Raw genomic sequence first — 22545 nt, 5'->3', positions numbered from 1 at the left:
CTCTTGCGGTTTCGTGCGGTGAATAGACACGCTGGCGGCAGGCGCTGGCAAGGGGATGGCATGACGGAAACTTGGGACGCAGTGGTGATCGGTGCCGGGCCTGCCGGGCTGATGGCCGCGGAGGAGCTGGGCCGAGCCGGGCACCGGGTGCTGGTGATTGAGGCCAAGCCATCGGTGGCGCGCAAGTTCTTGATGGCGGGCAAGTCCGGCCTGAACCTGACCAAGGATGAACCGTTTGAGCAGCTGATCACGCAGTATGGCGGGGCGGCGGACTGTCTGGCCCCGATGATCCGCGCCTTTGATGCACAGGCGGTGCAGGACTGGGCACGGGCGTTGGGGAGTGAGTTGTTCACCGGCTCGACAGGCCGGGTGTTCCCCACGGTGATGAAGGCCTCGCCGCTGCTGCGCGCCTGGCTGGCGCGGCTGGAGGGGTACGGAGTTCAGATCCGCACCCGCTGGCGCTGGACCGGCTGGGAAGATACCGCGCTTGCCTTTGAAACGCCCGAAGGGCCGCGACGGATTGAGGCCGCGTCCGTGGTCTTGGCGCTGGGCGGCGCCAGCTGGGCGCGGCTGGGTTCCGACGGGGCCTGGGCGCCGTTTTTACGTGAAAGGGGTGTGGACCTCTCGCCATTCCAGCCGGCCAATGCGGGGCTGCTGGTGGAATGGTCCAAACATATGGCGCCTCAGTTCGGCCAGCCGCTCAAAGGCATTGCACTGCGCGCTGGCAGCCTTGCGACGCGCGGAGAAGCGGTCATTTCGGAACGCGGGCTTGAGGGCGGCGGTGTCTATTCCGTTTGTGCGGCGGTACGGGATGGAGCCGTTTTGCAAATGGACCTGCTGCCGGAGTTGGAGGCGCCTGAGATTGCCCGCCGCCTGTCGCGTCCGCGCGGCAAGGCAAGTTTCTCCAACCATCTGCGCAAGGTACTGAAGCTGGGGCCGGCGCGAACGGCGGTATTGCAGGAATTCGGCCGCCCGCTGCCGCAGGAGGCGCAGGCCCTGGCGCAGCTGGTCAAAGCGCTGCCGGTAAAGCACGCAGGCCTGCGCCCGATGGATGAGGCGATCTCCACCGCGGGCGGGGTCTGCCGGAATGCGCTGAACGCAGACCTGATGCTGAAACAGTTCCCCGGAACTTTCTGCGCCGGGGAAATGCTGGATTGGGAAGCGCCGACGGGCGGTTACCTGCTGACCGCCTGCCTTGCCACCGGGCGCTGGGCCGGGCGGGCGGCGGCAGATTATTTGGCGAGTTCTGCAACCCGCTTATAAGCCGGGCGATCGCGCATCCGCTTGCCGTAATCCTGAATTTTCTCGCCCTCGACCGGGAACTTGGCGCTGCGGGCCCAGTTCAGGCAGTGTGTGCAGATGATATCGGCAATGGTGAACTCTTCTCCCATCAGGAAGGGGCCGGCTATTTTGCTCTCGAGACGCGCCAGATTGTGGCCGAATTCCCATTTCAGGCTGCCTTTCACCTCCGGCACACGCTGCTCTTCCGGCAGGATGAAGCTGTGGCGGGCCGCAGCCCACAGAACGGCGTCGATCTCGTCCAGCAGCAGATGGGTGACCGCGTCTTGCTTGGCGCGCGCCACAGTTCCGGCGGGTGCGGTCAATGCGCCGTGCTTGTCAGCCAGATAGGTGATGATGGCGGTCGAATCGGTGATAACCTCACCCTCCACCTGCAGCACCGGGACCTTGCCCGAGATATTCAGAGCCTGAACCTCTGGACTGCGGGGGCCGTGCTGGTTGAGCTCATAAGGCTCCCCAAGCTCTTCTAGCGCCCAGAGCACCCGGAAGGTACGGGTCAGCGGGATGCCGGTGACGGAATACATCATCTCTCTCCTGTTCATTTGCTGACAGCATGGGCCGCCAGCGGAAGCGGATCAAGCAGGATGGCGCGCCGTCTCGTCAGCGGGCGCGGCCCAACATGGCCAGCCGGATCAGGGCGCGCTCCATCAGCGCCAGTGCCGGGGCTGTCTGGCCGGCAGAGCGCAATGCCAGATCGGTGTCTGTGATGATGGTCAGCGCGGTTTCCAGCCGGTTCGCGCCCCAGTTCTGCGCCTGCCTCAGCATCCGGTCGCGGCGCTTGCCGTACAGCGGCGGACGCAACTGGCTGATGCCCTGTGCCGGGCCGCCGGGGGCACCGGCGATGGTATAGAGCGTGCGGAAATGCCGGGTCGCACCGATGCACAGCGTCACCGCGTTGGTGCCTTGCGCCTGCAGGCGGCGGATCAGCGGTCCGATTTCGGCGCTGCGCCCCTCGGCCACCACGTTCAGGACGTCGTCCAGCGCGGCTTCGGTCGACTGCGGGGCAACGGCGCCGATATCTTCCAGCGACAGCGGGGTGCTGTCGCCGTGTTTATAAAGTGCCAGCTTCTCGATCATGCGGGAGAAGTCGCCGGGGCCGATGTCGTTGGCGATGTCCGTCAGCGCCGACATGCTGTCGCCGGGCACGTCGCGGATGCCGGCCTCGCCCAGGATGCGTTCGATTTCTGCCCGCGAGGGCGGGTCGTCGTAAATGCCCACGGCATAGGCATTGCTGTGGCCTTCAAATGCCTTGCGCAGTTTGGAGGAGGCCTTGAGCTGCCCGGCTGCGACCACGATCTGGGCGTCGCCCGGCTGCCATTCTTCCAGCGCTGCCGTGATGGCGGGCGTAGCGGTGTCGTTGGCGCCTTCGACTAAAACCGCCCGCACACCGGGGAAAAACCCTACTGCCTTGACCGCATCCAAGAGCTGCGCTGGGTCCTTGCGCAGGTCGCTGCCGGGCAGGCGGCTCAGCCGCATCTCCTCCTCGGCGCCGGGGCCAAGCAGGGCCGCCAGCACCTGCTGCCGCTTGAGCGATACGCGCATCGCATCGGCGCCATAGATCAGAATGCCGGTCTTGCCCGGATCTGGCTTGGCGAAATAGCCGTCAGCTTCGCGCGGGGAGAGCTTCATTCTGCCGGAGCGGAAAGGTCCGCAGTTGCCAGGATCTGTGCGGTGATCTGGTCCGCGAGAATCACCATCAGCCGCTCATGCGCGTCGCGCTCGCCCGCCAGTGTTTCCACGGTGGAGCCGGTGGCGGAGTAGCCGGTGAAGTTCCGCACGGTGCCGCTGGAGGCGATATTGCCATCTGACAATCTTGTCAAAGAGTAGCTGGCGGTGCCAATCACCGAGTAGCGGGTGATCTCGTTGCCGGCGGTGATCGCCTGACCTTCTTCCTGGGTGCTGAGCGTCAGGTCCAGCTTGTAGGCCGCACTGCCGCCGCGGCCCAGCCGCTGTTCCAGGTTCTGCACCAGGAAATAGGCGTCGGTACCGGTGGCGCCCTTGATCTCCTCGGGCGATTGAACCTCGATCCGCCCATGCAGCGCGGTCCCGGTGCCGCCAGGGGCGTACACCGGGGTGAAGCCGCAGGCCGCTGCCAGCAAGGGCAGGGCCAGAAGCACGGTTCTGCGGTTAAGCAACGACATTCACAATCCGGCCCGGCACCACGATCACTTTCTTCGGAGCGCCGCCATTCAGCGCCTTTTGCACAGCTTCATGCGCAAGGGCGAGTTTTTCAACCTCTGCCTTGTCCAGATCCTTGGCGACCTCGATTTCGCCGCGGCGCTTGCCGTTGATCTGGATCGGCAGGGTGACGGTGTCTTCGACCAGCATCGCGTCGTCCGCAACCGGCCAAGGGGCAGTGGCACACAGTCCTTCGCCGCCCTGATGGTTCCAGATGTCCTCCGCCAGGTGCGGGGTCATCGGCGACATCAGCTGCGCCAGGGTCATGATCGCCTCGCGCTGCACCTTGTAGCTGGCCTTGGATTTGGACAGCGTGCCGGTGAAGGCATAAAGCTTCGCGATCGCAGCGTTGAAGCCAAAGGAATCGATGCCCAGCGTCACGTCGCGGATGCATTTGTGCATCTCGCGCAGCAGGTCCTCGTCGCCTTGGCCCGTCGCCTCGCGGTCCATCTCCCCGATCCGGTCGCACAGGTTCCAGACCCGGTTCAGGTGTTTATGGGCCGCTTCGGCGCCCGAGGCGGTCCATTCCACATCCCGCTCGGGTGGTGAATCGGACAGCACGAACCAGCGCGCAGTGTCGGCGCCGAAAGACGAGATGATGTGCAGCGGGTCCACCACATTGTTCTTGGACTTCGACATCTTGGCGGAGGGGATGATCTCCACCTCGGTGCCGTCCTTGAGGAAGCCCTTGCCGTCTTTCAGCTCCACTTCCTCGGGGTAGTGGTAGACCGGGCGGTGGTTGTCACCGGTGGTCTTGTAGATCGCGTGGGTCACCATGCCCTGGGTGAACAGCGCGTCAAACGGCTCCTTCGATTTCTCTGGCAGGTGGCCGCAGATGTGCATCGCACGGGCAAAGAAGCGCGAGTAGAGCAGGTGCAGAATCGCGTGTTCGATGCCGCCGATGTACTGGTCGACGTTCATCCAGTATTCGGCCTCGGCCATGTCGGTCGGGGTTTCGGCGCGCGGCGCGGTGAAGCGGGCGAAGTACCAGGACGAATCCACGAAGGTGTCCATGGTGTCGGTTTCGCGCTGGGCCGGCTTGCCGCAGGACGGGCAGGCGCAGTCGCGCCAGGTCGGGTGGCGGTCCAGCGGGTTGCCCGGCACCGAGAAGTCGATCGGCTTGCCGCCCTCATCATAAGGAAGCGCGATCGGCAGGTTCTCTTTTTTCTCCGGCACCACGCCGCAGTCTTCGCAATGGACCACAGGGATCGGGCAGCCCCAGTAACGCTGGCGGCTCAGCCCCCAATCGCGCAGGCGGTATTTGGTGACGCCCTGGCCCCAGCCGGCCTTTTCGGCAAAGTCGACAGTGGCGTTGATCGCGTCCTCGCCGGTGGCCTCGGTCAGTCCGGCGAAGTGATTGACCCAGCGGACCTTTTCGGTTTTCGGCGGCACCAGGGCCTCGTTGGCGACGGGTGCGTTGTCATCCAGCGCAAAGAAGGCGTTGGTGACAGGCAAGTCATACTTTCGGCAGAAGTCGAGGTCGCGCTGGTCGTGCGCCGGGCAGGCGAAGATTGCGCCGGTGCCGTAGTCCATCAGAATGAAGTTGGCGATCCAGACCGGCAGCTCCCACTCCGGGTTCAGCGGATGCTTAACGCGGATGCCGGTGTCATAGCCCAGCTTCTCCGCGGTCTCGATGGCTTCCTCGGTGGTGCCGCCCTTGCGGCACTCGGCGACAAACGCGGCGACCTCTTCCGATTCGGCCTCCAGCGCCTTGGCAATCGGGTGATCTGGCGAGATGCCGACAAAGGACGCACCCATCAGCGTATCGGGGCGAGTGGTGTAGACCTCGATCGGATCACCGCCGTCTGTGCGCTCAAAGGAGAACTGCAGGCCGCGCGACTTGCCGATCCAGTTTTCCTGCATCAGGCGCACCTTGGCGGGCCAGTTTTCCAGGCCGTCCAGCGCCGCCAGCAGCTCTTCAGAGAAATCGGAGATTTTGAAGAACCACTGGGTCAGCTCGCGCCGTTCCACCAGTGCGCCAGAGCGCCAGCCGCGGCCGTTCTCGACCTGCTCGTTGGCCAGCACGGTCATGTCGATAGGGTCCCAGTTCACCACCGCGTTCTTGCGGTAAACGAGACCCTTTTCCAGGAAGTCGAGGAACAGAGCCTGCTGCTGGCCGTAATATTCAGGGTCGCAAGTGGCGAACATGCGCGACCAGTCCAGCGACAGGCCCAGCGGCTTCATCTGCTCGACCATCGTGTCGATGTTCGAGTAGGTCCAGTCCTTGGGATGCCCGCCGGAAGCCATCGCGGCGTTTTCAGCCGGCATGCCAAAAGCGTCAAAACCCATCGGGTGCAGCACGTTATGGCCGGTCGACAGCTTGTAGCGCGCAATCACGTCACCCATCGTGTAGTTGCGCACATGGCCCATGTGCAGCTTGCCAGACGGATAGGGGAACATCTCCAGCACATAGTACTTGGGCTTGTCGCCGGTACGCTTGGCCTGGAAAATTCCGGCCTCGTCCCAGGCCTTCTGCCATCGTGCTTCGATTTCAGGAGCTATGTAACGCGGCATCAGAGCGGTCCTTTGCATGAAAACGCCGGGCAAGTGGCCCGGCGCATCTGATAATGGGGTTTGGCTGGTGTTTCCAGTGCGCAGCGGGTCAGAGTCTCTTGTCCGCGATGCGTAGCTGCCGCGCGCGGGAAAGAATCGCATCTTCGACCGCCCGCGTGGTGCTGGCGCTGACCGGGCCGCCCTTGGATTGCAGCGCAACATTCAGCGAGCGCGCATCCAGCGCCGGGTCCTTGATGTGGATAGTCGCCCGGTAGGAGCGGCCGCCGCCCGGCGGGGTGCCGAATCCGGTGACGATCACGCCGGTGAACGGATCGACAGACTGAACCGGCAGGAAGGACAGCACATCCAGGCTGGCGGTCCAAAGGTAGCGGTTCACCTGAACGGTCTGATCCGGCTTGGCATTCAGGAAGTCAAAGAGCGAGGACTTTGTCGCGGCGCCCTGAATCTCTTCCTTGTGGCTGATTGTCCGGGCCGTGCTGGCAGGTGCGTCGCCGCCTCTGTTGCCGCCGCAAGCCGCGAGGCTGAGACAGATCGCACCGACCAAAGTTACCCGCAGGGTCTTTCCGTATTCCATAACCGCTCCCGGAGCCATTTTCTGCGCGAACACCTAACGCAAGCCAAGCCGGCGGAGCAAGGGCTTTGGCTGCTATAGTATGGCTATAGTACTGCGCCACCGGGCGTTTCCGCCGCAACACGGGGCTGATCCGGCGGCACAGCGCACCGCGGGCGGGCAGACTGTGGCAAAGCTGCACCATCCCGGCCCGCATCGTTTCGCCTGACTTTCCCAACACTTGCCAAAACGGGGGCGAAAGAGCGAAACCCCTTGGCATACCCACGCCGGATTCCCCGGTTTGGGCTGAGGAATAGAAAACCGAGGGAAAAACTATGAAAAAGGTTCTCTTCGCGACTACCGCGCTGATCGCCACCGCAGGCATGGCCGCGGCAGAAGTCAAGATCTCCGGCTACGGCCGTTTCGGCCTGGACTGGAACGAAGCCAACAGCGCTGTTGCTGGCACCGCAGAAACCAACATCACCAGCCGTTTCCGTCTGACCTTTGACGTGTCGACCGAAACCGATGGCGGCGTGACCGTTGGCGGCCGTATCCGCGCTCAGGCTCGCAGCCGTGACGGCGCACCGGGCACCGCAGCATGGTCCGCACCGCAGTTCCACGTCGCATACGGCGGTCTGCGCGTGAACGTTGGCAACATCTGGGGCGCGATCGACTCCGCACCGGGCCTGTACCTGAACACCACCTCGGTTGGCACCGGCATCGACGGCATGGGCTTCAACTCCCTGGCCATCGGCAACGGCTTTGACTGGGATACCTTCACCTCCGCAGGCGCTGGCCGCAACGGCATCGAAGCTCTGTACTCCGCAGGCGGCTTCTCCGGCCACATCTCCTACTCGCAGTCGAACGGCGGTACCGTTCTGGGCGAAGCGAACGGCCTGGAACGCGCAGCAATCATGCTGAGCTACTCCTTCGGTGACTACTTCGTGACCGGTGCATACCAGTCCGAAGACAACGGCCGCGCGCTGACCAAAAACGGCGCAGCTGTCAGCGCTGGCGACGACCTGATGTTCTTCGCTGCTGGCGCAGACTTCGGCCAGTTCGGCGCGACCCTGTCCTATGGTCAGACCGAAGAAGCTGACGCTGTAACCCTGGCTGGTGAAGCTGAAATCGGCGCAGCCTCGACCGTTGTTGCATGGGTGAACTCCACCGACATCGACACCGGCGTGACCGCTGGCCAGACCCGTCTCGACGGCACTGCCTTCGGCATCAACTACGAGTACGACCTGGGCGGCGGCGTGACCTTCGTTGCTGGCTACGTGAACACCGCAGCCAACACCAACGAAAACTCCGTTCAGGCAGGTCTGCACTTCAGCTTCTAAGCCGAAGCACGCCTAGCGTGACTTTCGGGGCGGGTTCCTTCGGGACCCGCCCTTTTCTTTTGGCTCTTAACATTGGCGGTTAAACAGTGTTTTTTGCGGCCAAACAGAAACGAGGCCGGACCCATGCCGCTAGAAGAAATTAAATCCAGGATTGCCAAAGCTGAGGCGAACGCAGGCCGCGCGCCGGACAGCGTAAAGCTGATTGCGGTGTCCAAGGTGCAGCCGAATGAACGGGTCGAGGCAGTGCTTGAGGAAGGTCATCGCTGCTTTGGCGAGAATAAGGTTCAGGAGGCGGCTGCCAAATGGCCTGACTTTGCTGAGCGGTTCGATGGTATCGACCTTCATCTGATTGGCCCATTGCAAACCAACAAGGCGCGCCAGGCGATGGAGCTGTTTGACAGCATTCACTCGGTGGACCGCCCAAAGCTCGCCAAAACCCTGGCCCGGCTGGCGCAGGAGCTGGGCAGATGCCCGGATCTGTTCATCCAGGTGAACACCGGTGAAGAGGACCAGAAGGCAGGCGTAATGCCGGCGGAAGCGGATGCGTTCATTGCCGAGTGCCGCGCGCTGGATCTGCCGGTCAAAGGGCTGATGTGCATTCCTCCGGTGGATGAGGAGCCTAGTCTGCATTTCGCTCTGCTGGCGAAGATCGCGGAACGCAACGGCCTGCAAGGCCTGTCGATGGGTATGAGCAGTGACTTCGAGTCGGCAATTGCGCTGGGCGCCACTCACGTTCGCGTCGGTTCTGCCATCTTCGGTGCCCGGACTTATTGAGGCGCAAAAGTTTTGTGAAAACTTCCGCCCGGACATTTGACGCAAGTCTGAGGTGCGTCAGGCGCGGCTCAAGGGCGGCACAAAGATCCGGTTGCCCGGCTGAACTCTGGCGGCCAGCCAATGGAGATGGGCGCGGGAAAAGGCGATGCAGCCTTCGGTGGGGAACCCGGGACCCCGCCATTGGTGCAGGAAGATGGCCGAGCCTTTGCCAGGCGCGGCGTCCGGCCAGTTCCAATCGGTGATCAGCACCAGATCATAAAGCGGATCTGCCCGGCGCAGCTTTTCGTGACTGAACGCATAAGGCGCCCGTACATGATGATTGTAGGCACTGTGGCCTGCATCATCCGACCACAGATCGCCCGGGCCGATCGGCTCTGCCCACGGCACGGGCCGGGAGAGGCGGTCCGGGCGGTAGAGCATGCCTGCAATGCGATGAACGCCGATAGGGGTGGCGCCATCGCCTTCGCGTTTCTTGCTGGTAAGCCCGCCTTTCCCGATGGAGCAGGGCAGCAGACGGCCCAGGAAACGCACGCCGCGCGGGGTCAGGACCAGATCTGCCGGGGACATTACAGCATGTGCCCGGACTTGCGGGCCTTGGTGGCTAGGTAGTGCTGGTTGTGAGCGTTTTCACCGACTTTCAGGGCCACTCGTTCCGCAACATGCACGCCGGTTTTTTCCATCATCGCGATCTTGTTCGGATTGTTGGTCAGCAGCCGCACCTGAGAAAAGCCCATCTTCTGCAAAATGGCGGCGCCCAGGCGGAAATCGCGCTCGTCATCCTCAAAGCCGAGGCGGTGGTTGGCCTCCACCGTATCAAAGCCCTGGTCCTGCAGGGAGTAGGCCCGCATCTTGTTGGCGAGGCCGATGCCACGGCCCTCTTGGTTGAGGTACAGCAAAACGCCTGCGCCCTCATCCCCCATCTGTGCCAGCGCGCCGCGCAGCTGCGGGCCGCAATCGCATTTGAGCGAGCCGAGCACATCGCCCGTGAAGCAGGCGGAATGCAGCCGTGCCAGCACCGGCTTGGAGCGATCGGGGCGGCCGATTTCCACCGCATAATGTTCTTCGGCACCATCCTCGGGCCGGAAGATGTGGAGGCGGCCGGCTTCGGCAGCGTCCATCGGCAGGCGGGCCGCGGCGACCGGGTGCAGGGGAGAGCTTTCGCTCAGCAGCGGAGCTGCGGCAGTCCGCGAAATCGTGGTAAGCCCATGGTCCGCGGCAAAGGCTGCTGCGCCACTTAGCGGGACCAATGCTGCGGCCGGCAGCAGGCGCGCGGATTTTACCAGCGCAATCGCCAGCCGGTGCAGATCAGCGCTGCCGCCGCGCTGGCTCGACAGCGGCCCCTTCATCGGTGTGTTCAGGTCATCGGCCGGATCCGCAAGCGCCTGAATCCAGTCCAGCCCTTCGGATTCGGGGACGGTTACGCGGGCGATATCTTCGTCGTAAACCCGCGCTTTCAATGTGTCCGCCCTACGCGCTGTCAGGGCCAGCGACAGGTCCCCCAGTGCCCGCATGTCTGCCAGGCGTGCGCCGGTCAGGGATTCGACAGCAATCGCCAGCGCGGCCTCCTCGCCGCAGGTAAGCACCACCGGCAGCCCCATGCGCAGATCGACCCGGGCGCGGGCCAGCAATTCGATCATGGTGGGCATCAGGCTCATGCGGGGTATCCGGTGTTATTCTGTAACAAAGGCTCGCCGTCTTTACGCCCAAATGCAACGGATGTGAAACAATTTCCATGTCATGGACACGTCGGCGTGAGAGTTTTGCAGCAAATCTTGCCGCGGGCGCAAGGGATGCGCATTTGTGGTTCCAAGAACAGGAGGGTGAGCCGATGGCGCAACTGAAGAAAATTCTGCTGGTTGATGACGACGAAGACCTGCGCGAGGCCTTGAGCGAGCAGCTGGTGATGACCGAGGACTTCGATGTCTTTGAGGCGGAGAACGGTCAAAGCGCGATGGAGCGCGCCAAGGAAGCTCTTTACGACCTGATCATTCTGGATGTCGGCCTGCCGGATACTGACGGGCGCGAGCTGTGCCGCCTGATGCGCAAGCAGGGGGTGAAGGCGCCGATCCTGATGCTGACCGGCCATGACAGCGACGCCGACACTATCCTGGGGCTGGATGCCGGCGCCAATGACTATGTTTCCAAGCCTTTCAAATTCCCGGTGCTTTTGGCCCGGATCCGTGCCCAGCTGCGCCAGCATGAGCAGTCCGAGGATGCGGTCTTTGCGCTGGGGCCCTACACGTTCAAGCCCGCGATGAAACTGCTGATCACCGAAGACGACCGCAAGATCCGCTTGACGGAGAAAGAGACAAATATCCTCAAGTTCCTCTACCGTTCCAGCGATGGGGTGGTGCCGCGCGACGTGCTGCTGCATGAGGTCTGGGGTTACAATGCAGGTGTCACCACCCATACGCTGGAGACCCACATCTACCGGTTGCGGCAGAAAATCGAGCCCGACCCGTCGAATGCGCGCCTGCTGGTGACGGAATCAGGCGGATACCGGCTGGTCGCATGAGCACGGCGTTGAGCCAGATCAAAGAAGACACTAGAGTTCATCTTTAGACTGTATTCGATCCCGCGCATATCCGGGTTACGGTATGCACCTCCCTGTTGGACTTGGCCGGGCCACTTGCCCGGCCTCTTTTTTGGGCGTCTTGCCGCACGGGATATTCGCGCGATTCATCTCTGGCCCTTCCCGGCCGGGGCGGGCAGTATCGCGGCCGAACCCGGAATTCACGATGAGGCGCGCGATGCCATTTACCCTTGCTACCTGGAACATCAACTCGGTCCGCCTGCGCGAGCCGATTGTGCAAAAGCTCTTGCAAGAGGAAGGGCCGGATGTGCTGTGCCTGCAGGAGTGCAAAAGCCCGGTGGAGAAGATCCCGATGGAGGGGTTCGCGGCGCTCGGCTACCCTCACATGATTGCACGCGGGCAAAAGGGGTACAACGGCGTTGCGATCCTGTCGCGGCTGCCGATCGAGGATGCCGGCGATCAGGACTTTGCTGCCCTTGGCCATGCCCGCCATGTGGCCGGGCGGCTGGAGAACGGGGTGGTGATCCACAACTTCTATGTGCCGGCGGGCGGCGACGTGCCGGACCGGGACGTGAATGAGAAGTTCGGCCAGAAACTGGATTACCTGACGGGCATGCGCGACTGGTTCCATGCGGAGAAGCCGCACAAGTCCATTCTCGTCGGCGATCTGAACATCGCCCCGCGGGAGGAGGACGTCTGGGATCACAAGAAGCTGCTGAAGGTGGTGAGCCATACGCCGGTAGAGGTCGAGCATCTGGCCGATACTCAGGAGGCGGGCGGATGGGTCGACATCACCCGCCGCGATATTCCCGAGGGCAAGCTCTATAGCTGGTGGTCTTACCGCGCGCGCGACTGGGATGCGGCGGACAAGGGGCGGCGGCTGGATCATGTCTGGGCAACACCGGATATAGCCGGGGCAGGCCATTCCAGCCGGATCCTGCGTGACGCCCGCGGCTGGGAAAAACCCAGCGACCACGCGCCGGTCTTTGCAACCTTCGATTTGTGACCGCGGGCGGGGTTCTCCCGCCTGATCCGGACCATCCGCCGGATGACCCTCCTCAGCTGGGCATGGCACTGCGCTGCCGCGCAGTGCCGACACGCCGCCAGCGGCTGGCGCAGCCGGGACCACACAGCCAGAGTCATCAAAGAAAGCACCGCCATGCGGCTGTAAACGTCGCAAGGATCGGCGTGCCGGTCCAAGGCGGTCTCATTCTTGCGCATCAACTGCGCGATGCCAAGGAGGCCATACCTGGGCTGTGCCACGGCCAACTCCTCTCTTGGTTTCCGGCGCACAGGATTCCATATAGGGGGGAAGTTCCAAGCGGAGAACAAACTGATGAGCGATATTATTGGCAGCAACGCACCGGCGGGTGATCTGATCAAGGACGTGACCGAAGCCACCTTCATGCAGGACGTTGTCGACGCGTCGATGCAGGGTCCGGTGATCGTGGATTTCTGGGCCCCTTGGTGCGGCCCCTGCAAAACCCTGGGCCCGATGCTGGAGGCCGCCGTCACCAAGGCCAAGGGTGCTGTCACCATGGCCAAGATCAACGTGGATGAGAACCAGCGCCTGGCGCAGGCGCTTGCGCAGCAGGGGCTGCCGCTGCAATCCATCCCGACCGTAGTCGCCTTTGTGCAGGGCCGCCCTGTCGACATGTTTCAGGGCGCTTTGCCCGCATCGGAAATCGACGCCTTCCTGAAGAAGGTGATCGAGGCCGCGGGCGGCACCGCCGACGGCGGGCTTGGCGAAGCGTTGGAAGCTGCGGAACAGATGCTGGCCGAAGGTGCGGTTGCGGATGCGGCTCAGACCTTTGCCGCCATCCTGGGTGAGGATGACAAGAATGCCGCCGCTTATGGCGGGCTGGCGCGGGCCCATATTGCACTGGGTGAATTGGATCAGGCCGAGGCGGTGCTGAACGGAGCACCCGCGGAGATCGCCGAAGCAGCGGAAATCGAAGCGGCCTTCGCGCAGATCGAGCTTGCCCGCCAGGCCGAAAACGCCGGCCCGGTGGCAGAGCTGCGGGCCGCGGTGGATGCAAACCCCGGCGATCACCAGGCCCGTTTCGATCTGGCCCAGGCCCTGCATGCATCCGGCGAGACCGAGGCTGCCGTCGATGAACTGCTGGAGCTGTTCCGTCGCGACCGGGAGTGGAACGACGGCGCCGCCAAGACCCAGCTCTTTACCATCTTCGATGCGCTCAAGCCCAACGATCCGGTGGTTCTGAACGGCCGGCGCAAGCTGAGCTCGATGATATTTGCCTAAGATCGGGGCAGCACTACACTCTGTCCTATGATCCAGCCTGCCGATCTGCCGGACACGATTGCCGTGTTTCCCTTGCCCGGGGCGCTTTTGCTGCCCCGCTCGCGTCTGCCGCTGCACATCTTCGAGCCGCGGTACCTGCAAATGCTGGAAGACACGCTGAAAACGCGGCAGCGGCTGATCGGTATGGTGCAGCCTTGCCCAGGCCCCAACGGGCAGGGCGAAGATTTGCATTCGATCGGCTGCGCCGGGCGGGTCACTCAGTTCTCGGAAACTGAAGACGGGCGGTATCTGGTCACGCTGTCAGGTGTTTCACGGTTCCGCGTCACGCGCGAGTCCAGCGGGTTTGCCCCCTACCGGCGATGCGACGTCAGCTGGACAGGATTCGAGCGCGACCTGGGCCGGTCCGAGGCGGATGAGACGCTGGACCGCCCCTCTTTCATGAATTTGCTCGAACGGTTCTTTACCGCGCGCAGCCTGTCGACCGACTGGGAGGCGCTGAAAGAGGCTGAGGATGAGCTGCTGATCAATTCCCTGGCGATGCTGCTGGAGTTCGACCCTGAAGACAAACAGGCCTTGCTCGAGGCGCCCTGCCTTGCGACAAGGCGGGAGACGCTCGTCACTTTGATCGAATTCGCCCTGCGCGGCGGCTCTCAGGAGGAAACCCTGCAATGACCGAACCACAGGCGCCTGCCTTTGACCGGCGGATGCTGGAAGCGCTGGTCTGTCCGCTAACCCAGACGGTGCTGGAATATGATGCCCAGGCGCAGGAACTGGTCTCGCGCGCGGCCAATCTCGCCTTTCCGATCCGCAACGGTATTCCAGTGATGCTGGTGGATGAGGCGCGCGAGCTGGATTAAGCCAGGTTCAACCCCGCGTTTCTTCCATGCAGCTTCGGCGCTCTCCCGCGCCTTCAGGCACGTCGGCTGCACCGGTGCCCCTTGCCAGGCTTGGGCCGGGCGCCGCGCTGAGGCGCGGCGCGGTTCCTCTGCTTGTCTCAGCATCGCGGGAAATCATGGGCTGCAGCGCACCCTTGCAAGGATGTTCAGCCCACAGTCAGAGCGCGGCCAGATGCCCGCGCCGCAGCACCGCGCGCCAGCGCGGTGCCTCGCCCAACTGTGCAGGGATATCCCCCGGGATGTTCCGGAGCAGGCGGGAGCCCTCCCAGCGTTGCCCCGTGCGGGACGCCGCCTAAATCGCTTGGCCTTTCAGCAGCCGGGGCAGGTCGCCGGTCAGCCCGGCCGCCTCGCGCACGAAATTGCGGCGCAGCCCGGGGACCGCGCCGGCCACGCCCATGCCGATGTCGCGGCCCAGCCGCAGCAGCGGGTTGTCGTTGGAGAACAGCCGGTTGAACACATCCGTTGCTGCAACCAGCGAGGCGGTGTCAAAGCGGCGCCATTGCTGGTAGCGCTCCATCACCAGCGGCGAGCCAATATCCTCTCCCCGCCGGGAGGCTCCGGTAATCACCTCGGCAAGTGCTCCGACATCGCGCAGGCCGGCGTTCAGGCCTTGGCCGGCGATGGGGTGCATCCCATGGGCGGCATCACCAACCAGGGCCATGCGGTCGCCGATAAAGCTGTTGGCGATGGTCAGGTTCAGCGGGTAGGTGAAGCGCTTGCCGGCCAGGGAAATCTCGCCCAGGAAATCACCGAACCGCGGCCGCAGTGCCTGGATGTAATCCGCGTCATCCAGCGCGTGGATGGCCTTGGCGGTTTCCGTCCGCTCGCTCCACACGATGGAGGACCGGTTGCCCGGCAGCGGGAGGATTGCCAGCGGTCCCGGGGGCATGAAGAACTGATGCGCGATGCCGTGATGCGGCTTCTCGTGATCAATGGCGCAGACCAGCGCGGTCTGGCCGTAGTCCCAGCCGGTACGCTTGATGCCGGCCCGCTGGGCGGTGCCGCTGCGGCGTCCGTCTGAGCCGACCAGGACCTGGCCGCGCAGCTCTCCGCCGTTGTCCAGCGTGACGGTCACGCCGGTCTGGTCCGGGGACTGAGCGGTCACGGTGCGGCCCGATACCAGGGTGATACCCGGCGCATCCTCCATCGCCTGCAGAAAGGCGCGGCGCAGGAAGCGGTCCTCGACCATATAGCCCATCGGGCCTTCTTCCAGCTCGGCATGGTCAAAGTGGATGAAAAACGGCGAGGGGCCTTGGCCCGCGTGGCCGTCGGTCACCTTGATCTCCAGCATCGGCTGCGCGTTGTCCCCGACATGCTGCCAGACGCCGGTCTGCAGCAGCAGCCGCTGCGAGGCGAGCGCCAGCGCATAGCCGCGGCCATCGAACCCCTCATCGGCAAGCTTGTCTGGGGTCAGCGAGTCGACGACGGTGACGCTATGGCCGGTCTGTGCCAAGGCCAGGGCCAGGGCGGGACCGTTCAGCCCGCCGCCCACGATCAGGATATCGGACGCATTTTTCATGCCCCGCAATATGCGCCTGCTGGCGGGATTGTCCATGCAGGAAGCGCGGGATTGTGCCTGCGTCCTGCTGCCGCTACCGTCACCCGCAACTGCTTAAGGGGAGACGTGCCTATGCAACACTGGCTGACGATGACGGCCGCCGATCTGGGACGCGGGATTGCAGCGGGTGACATCAGCCCGGTGGCGCTGACCCGCTGCTATCTGGATGCCATTGATGCGCATCCCCTCAAGGACCGGATCTATACGCAAGTCACTCACGACCGTGCGCTGGCTGAGGCGGAAGCGGCTGAGCTGCGTGCCGGGCTGGGCCTGCGCAGGTCACTGCTGGACGGGGTGCCGGTCAGCTGGAAGGACCTGTTCGACAGCGCAGGCACCGCTACCGAATCCGGCTCTGACCTGCTGAAAGGGCGGGTGCCGGATCAGGATGCGGCTGTGTTGCGCAATGCAACCCTGATGGGCACGGTCTGCCTGGGCAAGACCCACATGAGCGAGCTGGCCTTTTCCGGCCTTGGCTTCAACCCGGTCAAGGAAACGCCGCCCTGCGTGAATGACCAGGGCGCAGCGCCGGGCGGCTCTTCCTCCGGCGCCGCTGCATCCGTGGCTTATGGCCTGGCGGCGGCTGGAATCGGCTCTGACACGGGCGGTTCCGTGCGTATCCCCTCTGCCTGGAACGACCTGGTGGGGCTCAAGACTACCTCGGGCCGGATCACCCTTGAGGGCGTCGTGCCGCTGTGCCTGAAATTCGACACCATTGGCCCGCTGGCCCGCTCGGTGGAGGATGCGGGGCTGCTGCTGGGGGTGCTGGAGGGCTCCGCAGGTCCGGATTTGCGCCATCCCGCCAGTCTCAAAGGGCGCCGGTTTGCCGATCTGCAGAATGTCGTGCAGGATGATCTGGACCCGAGGATTGCGTCGGCCTACCGGGAAACGCTGGAGAAGCTGAAAGAGGCGGGCGCGCAGATCGTGCCGCTGGAGGTGCCGGAGCTGGAGGAGGCCATGGGCCTTAGCCCGATTCTCTACACCACCGAAGCCTACGGTCTGTGGAAGGACGTGATCGAGGCATCGCCGCAGCTGATGTATCCGGAGATCCTCGAGCGCTTCCGCACCGGTGCGCAGTTCAGCGGCCCGGATTACGTGGCGGCCTGGGCCAAGCTGGAACAGTGCCGGATGGCCTGGGATCAGGCTGTGGCAGGTTTTGATGCAGTGCTCAGCCCGGCCTCGCCGAACCTGCCGCCGAACCTGGAACGGCTGCAAAGCGACCATGACTATTACGTGCAGTCCAATCTGCTGGCCTTGCGCAACACACGGGTCGGCAACCTCATGGGCCTTTGCGCGCTGTCGCTGCCCACCGGCACGCCCAGCTGCGGGCTGCAAGTCCTGGGGCAGCCGGATTGCGAGGAGGCGCTTCTGCGCACCGGGGCCGCGATCGAGACCGCCTTGGCCTGAAAGCCACATTCGGCCCAGCGGGCCACTCACCGGGTGGACGCACCCGCCCGCCATCTGTAACCTGAGGCGCAAACGGGGCGCCAATGATCCCGTGACCGAGGCACAAGACATGGATTTTCCTGAGCGGTTTTCGAACCTGCCAGCCTATGCGTTTCCGCGCCTGAGGGCGCTGTTGGACCATCACACCCCCGGCGGGGATGTGGTGCATATGACTATTGGCGAACCGAAACATGCGTTTCCGGCCTGGGTCACCGATGTCATTGCCGAAAATGCCACCGGGTTTAACCAGTATCCGAACAATGACGGCACACCGGAACTGCGAGGTGCCATCTCGGACTGGATCAGCCGCCGCTATGGTGTGACCGCGGACCCCGAGACGCAGATCATGGCGCTGAATGGCACCCGCGAGGGGCTGTATAATGCCGCGATGGCGTTGTGCCCGGAGCAGAAGAACGGGCAGACACCCGTCGTGCTGATCCCGAACCCGTTTTACCAAGTCTATATGGTGGCGACGATCTCCGTCGGCGCAGAGCCTGTTTTCGTGCCAGCGAGCGCAGCCACCGGCCATTTGCCGGATTACGAAAACCTGCCCGAAGATGTGCTGAACCGCACCGCCGTGGCCTATATCTGCTCGCCCGCCAACCCGCAGGGCGCCGTGGCGTCGCGCGATTACTGGACCCGGCTGATCCAGCTGGCCGAGAAATACGATTTCCGCATCTTCGCGGATGAATGCTATTCCGAGATCTACCGTGATGAGGCCCCAGTGGGTGCGCTGACCGTCGCACAGGAACTGGGCGCCGACCCCGAACGGGTGGTGCTGTTCAACTCGCTGTCGAAACGGTCGAACCTTCCGGGCCTGCGCTCCGGGCTGATTGCAGGCGGGCCTGAGACCATCAAGCGGGTGAAGCAGCTTCGCGCCTATTCCGGGGCTCCGCTGCCGGGTCCCTTGCAAGCGGCTGCGGCCAAGGTCTGGGCAGATGAGGCGCATGTGGCGGAGAACCGTGCGCTTTATCAGGAAAAGTACAAGATTGCGGATGAGGTATTTGACGGCCTCAACGGATACATGGCGCCCGAAGCGGGCTTCTTCCTATGGCTTCCGGTGGACAACGGCGAGCAGGCTGCGCTGAAGCTGTGGACGGAAACCGGCGTGCGGGTGCTGCCCGGCGCATATCTGGCGCAGGGCGCGCCTGGGCAGAACCCGGGCGAGCGCTACATCAGGGTGGCGCTTGTCGCCCCCGCCGAGGACACCCGCAAGGCGCTGAGCACGCTGCGCGGCTGCCTTTACTGAATTCTGCTGAGCGGCCCCTGGCTGGGGGCCGTACAGCCAAGACCAAAAACGGAAAGGCTTGTGACCCCGCGGTGAACAGCAGGGCGCGGGCAAAAGAAACGGAACTGAGGTAGGCATGGCATTTCAAACCCGCAGCCGCGACCCGCTGCTCGACAGCAACATGCAGGCGGCCATTGAAAAGCGCGGCAAGGAGCTGATCGGGATTGCCCTGATCCTGATGGGGCTGATGTTTGCGGCCATGCTCGGCTCGTATACGCCCGAGGACCCGAACTGGACCGTTTCGACTGACGCGCCGGTGCAGAACTGGCTGGGCCGGCCAGGGGCGTCGGTTTCTTTCATCCTGATCACACTGTTCGGCAAGGCCAGCTGGGCGCTGCCGCTGTTCGCCTCGGCCTGGGGCCTTCGGTTTGTGCTGCACCGGGGCGAGGACCGCGTGGTCTGGCCGCTGCTGCTCTCGGTGCCGTGGCTGCTGGTGGTCGCGCTGCACATGGAAACCCTCAATGCCAGCGCTGCCTGGCAGCAGAACTATGACTTCGGCCTTGGCGGCATGGTGGGTTACACCTTCCTGGGCGCTCTGCTGGCGCTGCTGCCGGTCAGTCTGCACTTCATGGTCAAGATCATGTCGCTGCTGAGCGCGGCAGGCATGCTGGCGCTGGGCTGCGCCGTGCTGGGCTTTACTTGGCCAGAGGTTAGGAAAGGTCTGCACAAGGTTACGGTCGGGCTGATCCTCGGATATGGCGCGGTTGCCGCCCTGCTGGGCCGCGGTGCCTCCAGCGGGCTGCAGGCCGCGATGACCTACCGCAAGGAACGGGCCGAACGGGCGCATTTTGCTGAAGATGAGGCCGCCTACGGCAGCGCAGAGCAAGACCCCGAGATGTTCGAGGACTTCCCCGAAGACACCTATGGCGCCTACATGGCAGAAACCGCCCCGGCAGAGCCGGAAGCCCCCACCAAGGCGGGTCTGCTGTCCCGCGTACCGTCGCTGATCCGCCGCGCCGCGCCCGCGCCTGCGGCGGAAAACGCCTATGCGGCAGAGATACAGGAGGAGGATGACACAGGCGCTTTGGCGGATGGAGAAGCCGGCGAGGACCGGATTTCCCAGAAAATCGCCAATGCTGTCCGCATCCGCCGCGCGGCCGAAGTGCCGCCGGAGCAGGACCCGAATCTGCCCCTGACCAAGGGCCGCGGGCAGCGCCCGGCGCCGCTGATCTTCAACCCGGCCGCGACCCAGGGCGGTCTGCCGCCAGAGCCGCCGCTGACTGCAGCAATGACTCCGGTGCCGCCGCTGCCGGAAGAACCGCCGCTTGCCTGGCAGGAGCCGGAAGACGAGGCCGAGATCCGCGAAGTACCGGTTACAGACCTGCACCAAGACTCGAATGATGTGGACTTTGCCGCTGAGACTGAGTTTCTGACCCCGGATCATGTACCTTCCGAAGCGCTTCCCGACTATGCTGCGGCGGTTACGGCCCCGGCACCGGCTCCGGAAAAACCCAAGGCCGCAGGGCCGCGCCTGACGGTTGACCTGCCGGTGGCGGAGCCGCGCAAGGCTGTTGTCGAACAGCCGGTGCGCAAGGCTGTGCAGCCTTCGGCCCGTGCCAAGGCTGAAGCCCAGCCGAATCTGGCCTTCGATGACAGCGGCAGCGATTTCGAGCTGCCGCCGCTCAACCTGCTAACCAACCCGACCAGCATCGAGCGGCACCACCTCAGCGACGAGGCGCTGGAAGAAAACGCCCGGATGCTGGAAACCGTGCTCGACGACTATGGCGTCAAGGGTGAAATCGTCTCGGTCCGTCCTGGCCCCGTGGTGACCATGTATGAGCTGGAGCCTGCTCCGGGTCTCAAGGCATCCCGTGTGATCGGCCTCGCGGATGACATCGCGCGTTCCATGTCGGCGCTGTCGGCGCGGGTCTCGACCGTACCCGGCCGCACGGTGATCGGTATCGAACTGCCGAACGAGAACCGCGAGAAAGTGGTGCTGCGTGAAATCCTGTCGTCCCGCGACTTCGGCGACGGCAACCACGCGCTGCCGCTGGCGCTGGGCAAGGATATCGGCGGCGACGCCATGGTCGCAAACCTCGCCAAGATGCCCCACCTGCTGATCGCGGGCACCACCGGCTCCGGCAAGTCGGTGGCGATCAACACCATGATCCTGTCGCTGCTCTACAAGCTGACACCGGATGAATGCCGCCTGATCATGATTGACCCCAAGATGCTGGAACTGTCTGTTTATGACGGCATCCCGCATCTGCTCTCGCCTGTTGTAACCGACCCGAAAAAGGCGGTTGTTGCCCTGAAATGGGTGGTGGGCGAGATGGAAGACCGCTACCGCAAGATGTCCAAGATGGGCGTGCGCAACATTGCGGGTTACAACGGCCGCGTGAAGGAAGCGCTGGCCAAGGGAGAAATGTTCTCGCGCACGGTGCAGACCGGGTTTGATGACGAAACAGGCGAACCGGTGTTCGAGACTGAAGAGTTCGAACCCAAGGCGCTGCCCTACATTGTCGTCATCGTCGACGAGATGGCCGACCTGATGATGGTGGCGGGCAAGGAGATCGAGGCCTGTATCCAGCGCCTGGCGCAGATGGCCCGGGCCTCCGGCATTCACCTGATCATGGCGACCCAGCGCCCCTCGGTCGACGTGATCACCGGCACCATCAAGGCAAACTTCCCGACCCGGATTTCCTTCCAGGTGACCTCCAAGGTCGACAGCCGCACCATCCTGGGCGAAATGGGCGCAGAGCAGCTCCTGGGCATGGGCGACATGCTGTACATGGCAGGAGGCGCCAAGATCACCCGCTGCCACGGCCCGTTCTGTTCCGATGAAGAAGTCGAGGAGGTGGTCAACCATCTCAAGCAATTCGGTCCGCCGGATTACGTCGGCAGCGTGCTGGATGGCCCGGACGAGGACAAGGCCGACAATATCGACGCGGTTCTGGGGCTGAACACTGGTGGCAACACAAATGGCGAGGATGCGCTTTATGATCAGGCGGTCGCCATCGTGATCAAGGACCGCAAGTGCTCGACCTCCTATATCCAGCGCAAGCTGGCGATCGGGTACAACAAGGCGGCACGGCTGGTGGAGCAGATGGAGGAAGAGGGCGTCGTCTCTGCCGCGAACCACGTGGGCAAACGAGAAATTCTGGTGCCCGAACAGTAAGCTGACAAAAAACTGCCGATGCCGGATCCTCGCGGATCCGGCATCTTCACATCCGCAATGGCGCACCTATGTTGGTCTCATGAAACGTATTGCACTTGCCATTGCGCTGACCCTCGCTGCGCCTGCGTCCTGGGCAGCAGAGAAACTGAGCCTCAACGAAATTTCCCGTTACCTGAACGGGATCTCCACGGCATCCTCGCCCTTCACCCAGATCAATGACGACGGCAGCCTGTCGACCGGCAAGCTGTACATGCACCGGCCGGGGCGGATGCGGTTTGAGTATGACGGCAAGGGCGGCGGGACCGTGGTGGCCGGCGGCGGGGCGGTGGTGATCCACGACCCTAAGTCGAACCAGCCGCCTGAGACCTATCCGCTGAAACGGACACCGCTGTCGATTATCCTCGACCGCCGTGTGGATCTGGGCCGCGCCAATATGGTGGTCGGGCACAGCTTTGACGGCACCTCAACCATCGTGCGGGCGCAAGACCCGGAGCATCCGGACTACGGCAGCATTGAGATGATGTTCACCGGCGATCCGGTGGAGCTGCGCAAATGGGTGATCCATGACAGCTCAGGCGGCAAGACGACGGTTATCCTGGGTGCAATGAAAACCGGCCAGAAGCTGTCTTCCAGCCTCTTCACCACCAGCGGCAGATCCCGCTAAGGCCGGACCTTCAGCGCAACAGCGGCTCCCGCGCCCGCGGCTGATCCGGCTCTGCCGGAACCGCCTTGCGGCCTTGGGCCCGGCGCCCGGCGGGGGCCCCGCGCGCGGCCCCGCGTTTGCCGCGGCC

20 protein-coding genes are annotated in these 22545 nt (G+C 63.9%); 12 read left to right on the top strand and 8 right to left on the bottom strand.

The features are described 5' to 3' along the window. Positions 1 to 60 precede the first annotated feature (60 nt). On the top strand, positions 61 to 1263 hold the full coding sequence (locus tag AC4HIX_RS02575) for a TIGR03862 family flavoprotein (RefSeq protein WP_490397767.1): 1203 nt from the start codon (positions 61 to 63) through the stop codon (positions 1261 to 1263). Here the strand turns inward: AC4HIX_RS02575 and AC4HIX_RS02570 are convergent. The 5 genes from AC4HIX_RS02570 to AC4HIX_RS02550 all read right to left on the bottom strand — a co-directional run bounded on the left by AC4HIX_RS02570 (position 1233) and on the right by AC4HIX_RS02550 (position 6565). Continuing rightward, the gene (locus tag AC4HIX_RS02570; RefSeq protein WP_490397766.1) at positions 1233 to 1823 is read right to left on the bottom strand and encodes a glutathione S-transferase family protein; all 591 of its coding nucleotides are present in this window, start codon (positions 1821 to 1823) and stop codon (positions 1233 to 1235) included. The genes AC4HIX_RS02575 and AC4HIX_RS02570 overlap by 31 nt on opposite strands. Positions 1824 to 1899: 76 nt before the next feature. After that, entirely contained in the window at positions 1900 to 2928 is a 1029-nt protein-coding gene (gene holA, locus AC4HIX_RS02565; RefSeq protein ID WP_490397765.1) for a DNA polymerase III subunit delta, read from the bottom strand. Next, complete coding sequence (lptE, locus tag AC4HIX_RS02560) at positions 2925 to 3440, bottom strand: LPS assembly lipoprotein LptE (RefSeq protein WP_490397764.1); 516 nt, start codon at positions 3438 to 3440, stop codon at positions 2925 to 2927. The genes holA and lptE overlap by 4 nt, the downstream gene beginning before the upstream one ends. Beyond that, a complete protein-coding gene (leuS, locus tag AC4HIX_RS02555) occupies positions 3427 to 5991 on the bottom strand; it encodes a leucine--tRNA ligase (RefSeq protein ID WP_490397763.1) in 2565 nt (854 codons plus the stop codon). The genes lptE and leuS overlap by 14 nt, the downstream gene beginning before the upstream one ends. Before the next feature lie 88 nt (positions 5992 to 6079). Further along, on the bottom strand, positions 6080 to 6565 hold the full coding sequence (locus AC4HIX_RS02550; RefSeq protein ID WP_475048302.1) for a DUF3576 domain-containing protein: 486 nt from the start codon (positions 6563 to 6565) through the stop codon (positions 6080 to 6082). A gap of 311 nt (positions 6566 to 6876) precedes the next feature. Here AC4HIX_RS02550 and AC4HIX_RS02545 point away from each other — a divergent pair, with 311 nt between their 5' ends. After that, on the top strand, positions 6877 to 7881 hold the full coding sequence (locus tag AC4HIX_RS02545) for a porin (RefSeq protein ID WP_475048299.1): 1005 nt from the start codon (positions 6877 to 6879) through the stop codon (positions 7879 to 7881). A gap of 123 nt (positions 7882 to 8004) precedes the next feature. Beyond that, positions 8005 to 8655: a YggS family pyridoxal phosphate-dependent enzyme gene (locus AC4HIX_RS02540; protein ID WP_490397762.1), complete on the top strand. Its 651-nt coding sequence runs from the start codon at positions 8005 to 8007 to the stop codon at positions 8653 to 8655. A 57-nt stretch (positions 8656 to 8712) separates the two neighbouring features. Here the strand turns inward: AC4HIX_RS02540 and AC4HIX_RS02535 are convergent, their stop codons facing one another. Then, positions 8713 to 9222 carry a L,D-transpeptidase family protein gene (locus tag AC4HIX_RS02535; protein WP_490397761.1) on the bottom strand — a complete coding sequence of 170 codons (510 nt, stop codon included), beginning with the start codon at positions 9220 to 9222 and terminating at the stop codon, positions 8713 to 8715. After that, positions 9222 to 10310 (bottom strand): GTP cyclohydrolase II, encoded by a 1089-nt coding sequence (gene ribA / locus AC4HIX_RS02530; protein ID WP_490397760.1) that lies wholly within the window; start codon positions 10308 to 10310, stop codon positions 9222 to 9224. Before ribA ends, AC4HIX_RS02535 begins: the two co-directional genes overlap by 1 nt. 173 nt (positions 10311 to 10483) lie before the next feature. Here ribA and AC4HIX_RS02525 point away from each other — a divergent pair, with 173 nt between their 5' ends. The 5 genes from AC4HIX_RS02525 to AC4HIX_RS02505 all read left to right on the top strand — a co-directional run bounded on the left by AC4HIX_RS02525 (position 10484) and on the right by AC4HIX_RS02505 (position 14308). Continuing rightward, on the top strand, positions 10484 to 11170 hold the full coding sequence (locus AC4HIX_RS02525) for a response regulator transcription factor (RefSeq protein WP_027236048.1): 687 nt from the start codon (positions 10484 to 10486) through the stop codon (positions 11168 to 11170). Between the two features lie 235 nt (positions 11171 to 11405). After that, positions 11406 to 12194, top strand: a complete 789-nt coding sequence (locus AC4HIX_RS02520) for an exodeoxyribonuclease III (protein ID WP_490397759.1) — start codon at positions 11406 to 11408, stop codon at positions 12192 to 12194. A 330-nt stretch (positions 12195 to 12524) separates the two neighbouring features. Then, entirely contained in the window at positions 12525 to 13451 is a 927-nt protein-coding gene (locus tag AC4HIX_RS02515) for a tetratricopeptide repeat protein (RefSeq protein WP_490397758.1), read from the top strand. Between the two features lie 27 nt (positions 13452 to 13478). Continuing rightward, the gene (locus AC4HIX_RS02510; RefSeq protein ID WP_475048288.1) at positions 13479 to 14123 is read left to right on the top strand and encodes an LON peptidase substrate-binding domain-containing protein; all 645 of its coding nucleotides are present in this window, start codon (positions 13479 to 13481) and stop codon (positions 14121 to 14123) included. Further along, positions 14120 to 14308: a Trm112 family protein gene (locus AC4HIX_RS02505; protein ID WP_421052712.1), complete on the top strand. Its 189-nt coding sequence runs from the start codon at positions 14120 to 14122 to the stop codon at positions 14306 to 14308. Before AC4HIX_RS02510 ends, AC4HIX_RS02505 begins: the two co-directional genes overlap by 4 nt. Positions 14309 to 14639: 331 nt before the next feature. Here AC4HIX_RS02505 and AC4HIX_RS02500 read toward each other — a convergent pair whose 3' ends face one another. Further along, positions 14640 to 15866 carry an FAD-dependent monooxygenase gene (locus AC4HIX_RS02500; RefSeq protein WP_490397757.1) on the bottom strand — a complete coding sequence of 409 codons (1227 nt, stop codon included), beginning with the start codon at positions 15864 to 15866 and terminating at the stop codon, positions 14640 to 14642. 111 nt (positions 15867 to 15977) lie between these two features. Here AC4HIX_RS02500 and AC4HIX_RS02495 point away from each other — a divergent pair, with 111 nt between their 5' ends. The 4 genes from AC4HIX_RS02495 to AC4HIX_RS02480 all read left to right on the top strand — a co-directional run bounded on the left by AC4HIX_RS02495 (position 15978) and on the right by AC4HIX_RS02480 (position 22418). Continuing rightward, positions 15978 to 17309, top strand: coding sequence for an amidase (locus tag AC4HIX_RS02495; protein ID WP_490397756.1), 1332 nt, complete (start codon positions 15978 to 15980; stop codon positions 17307 to 17309). A 109-nt stretch (positions 17310 to 17418) separates the two neighbouring features. Then, on the top strand, positions 17419 to 18597 hold the full coding sequence (locus AC4HIX_RS02490; protein ID WP_490397755.1) for an aminotransferase class I/II-fold pyridoxal phosphate-dependent enzyme: 1179 nt from the start codon (positions 17419 to 17421) through the stop codon (positions 18595 to 18597). 115 nt (positions 18598 to 18712) lie between these two features. Next, positions 18713 to 21754, top strand: coding sequence for a DNA translocase FtsK (locus AC4HIX_RS02485; RefSeq protein ID WP_490397754.1), 3042 nt, complete (start codon positions 18713 to 18715; stop codon positions 21752 to 21754). Between the two features lie 79 nt (positions 21755 to 21833). Further along, on the top strand, positions 21834 to 22418 hold the full coding sequence (locus AC4HIX_RS02480) for a LolA family protein (RefSeq protein ID WP_475048276.1): 585 nt from the start codon (positions 21834 to 21836) through the stop codon (positions 22416 to 22418). Positions 22419 to 22545 lie beyond the last annotated feature (127 nt).

This window comes from Leisingera sp. (genome assembly GCF_982940295.1).
Note: the sequence above shows the minus strand (reverse complement) of the source record. Positions and strands in the feature narration are given on the sequence as shown.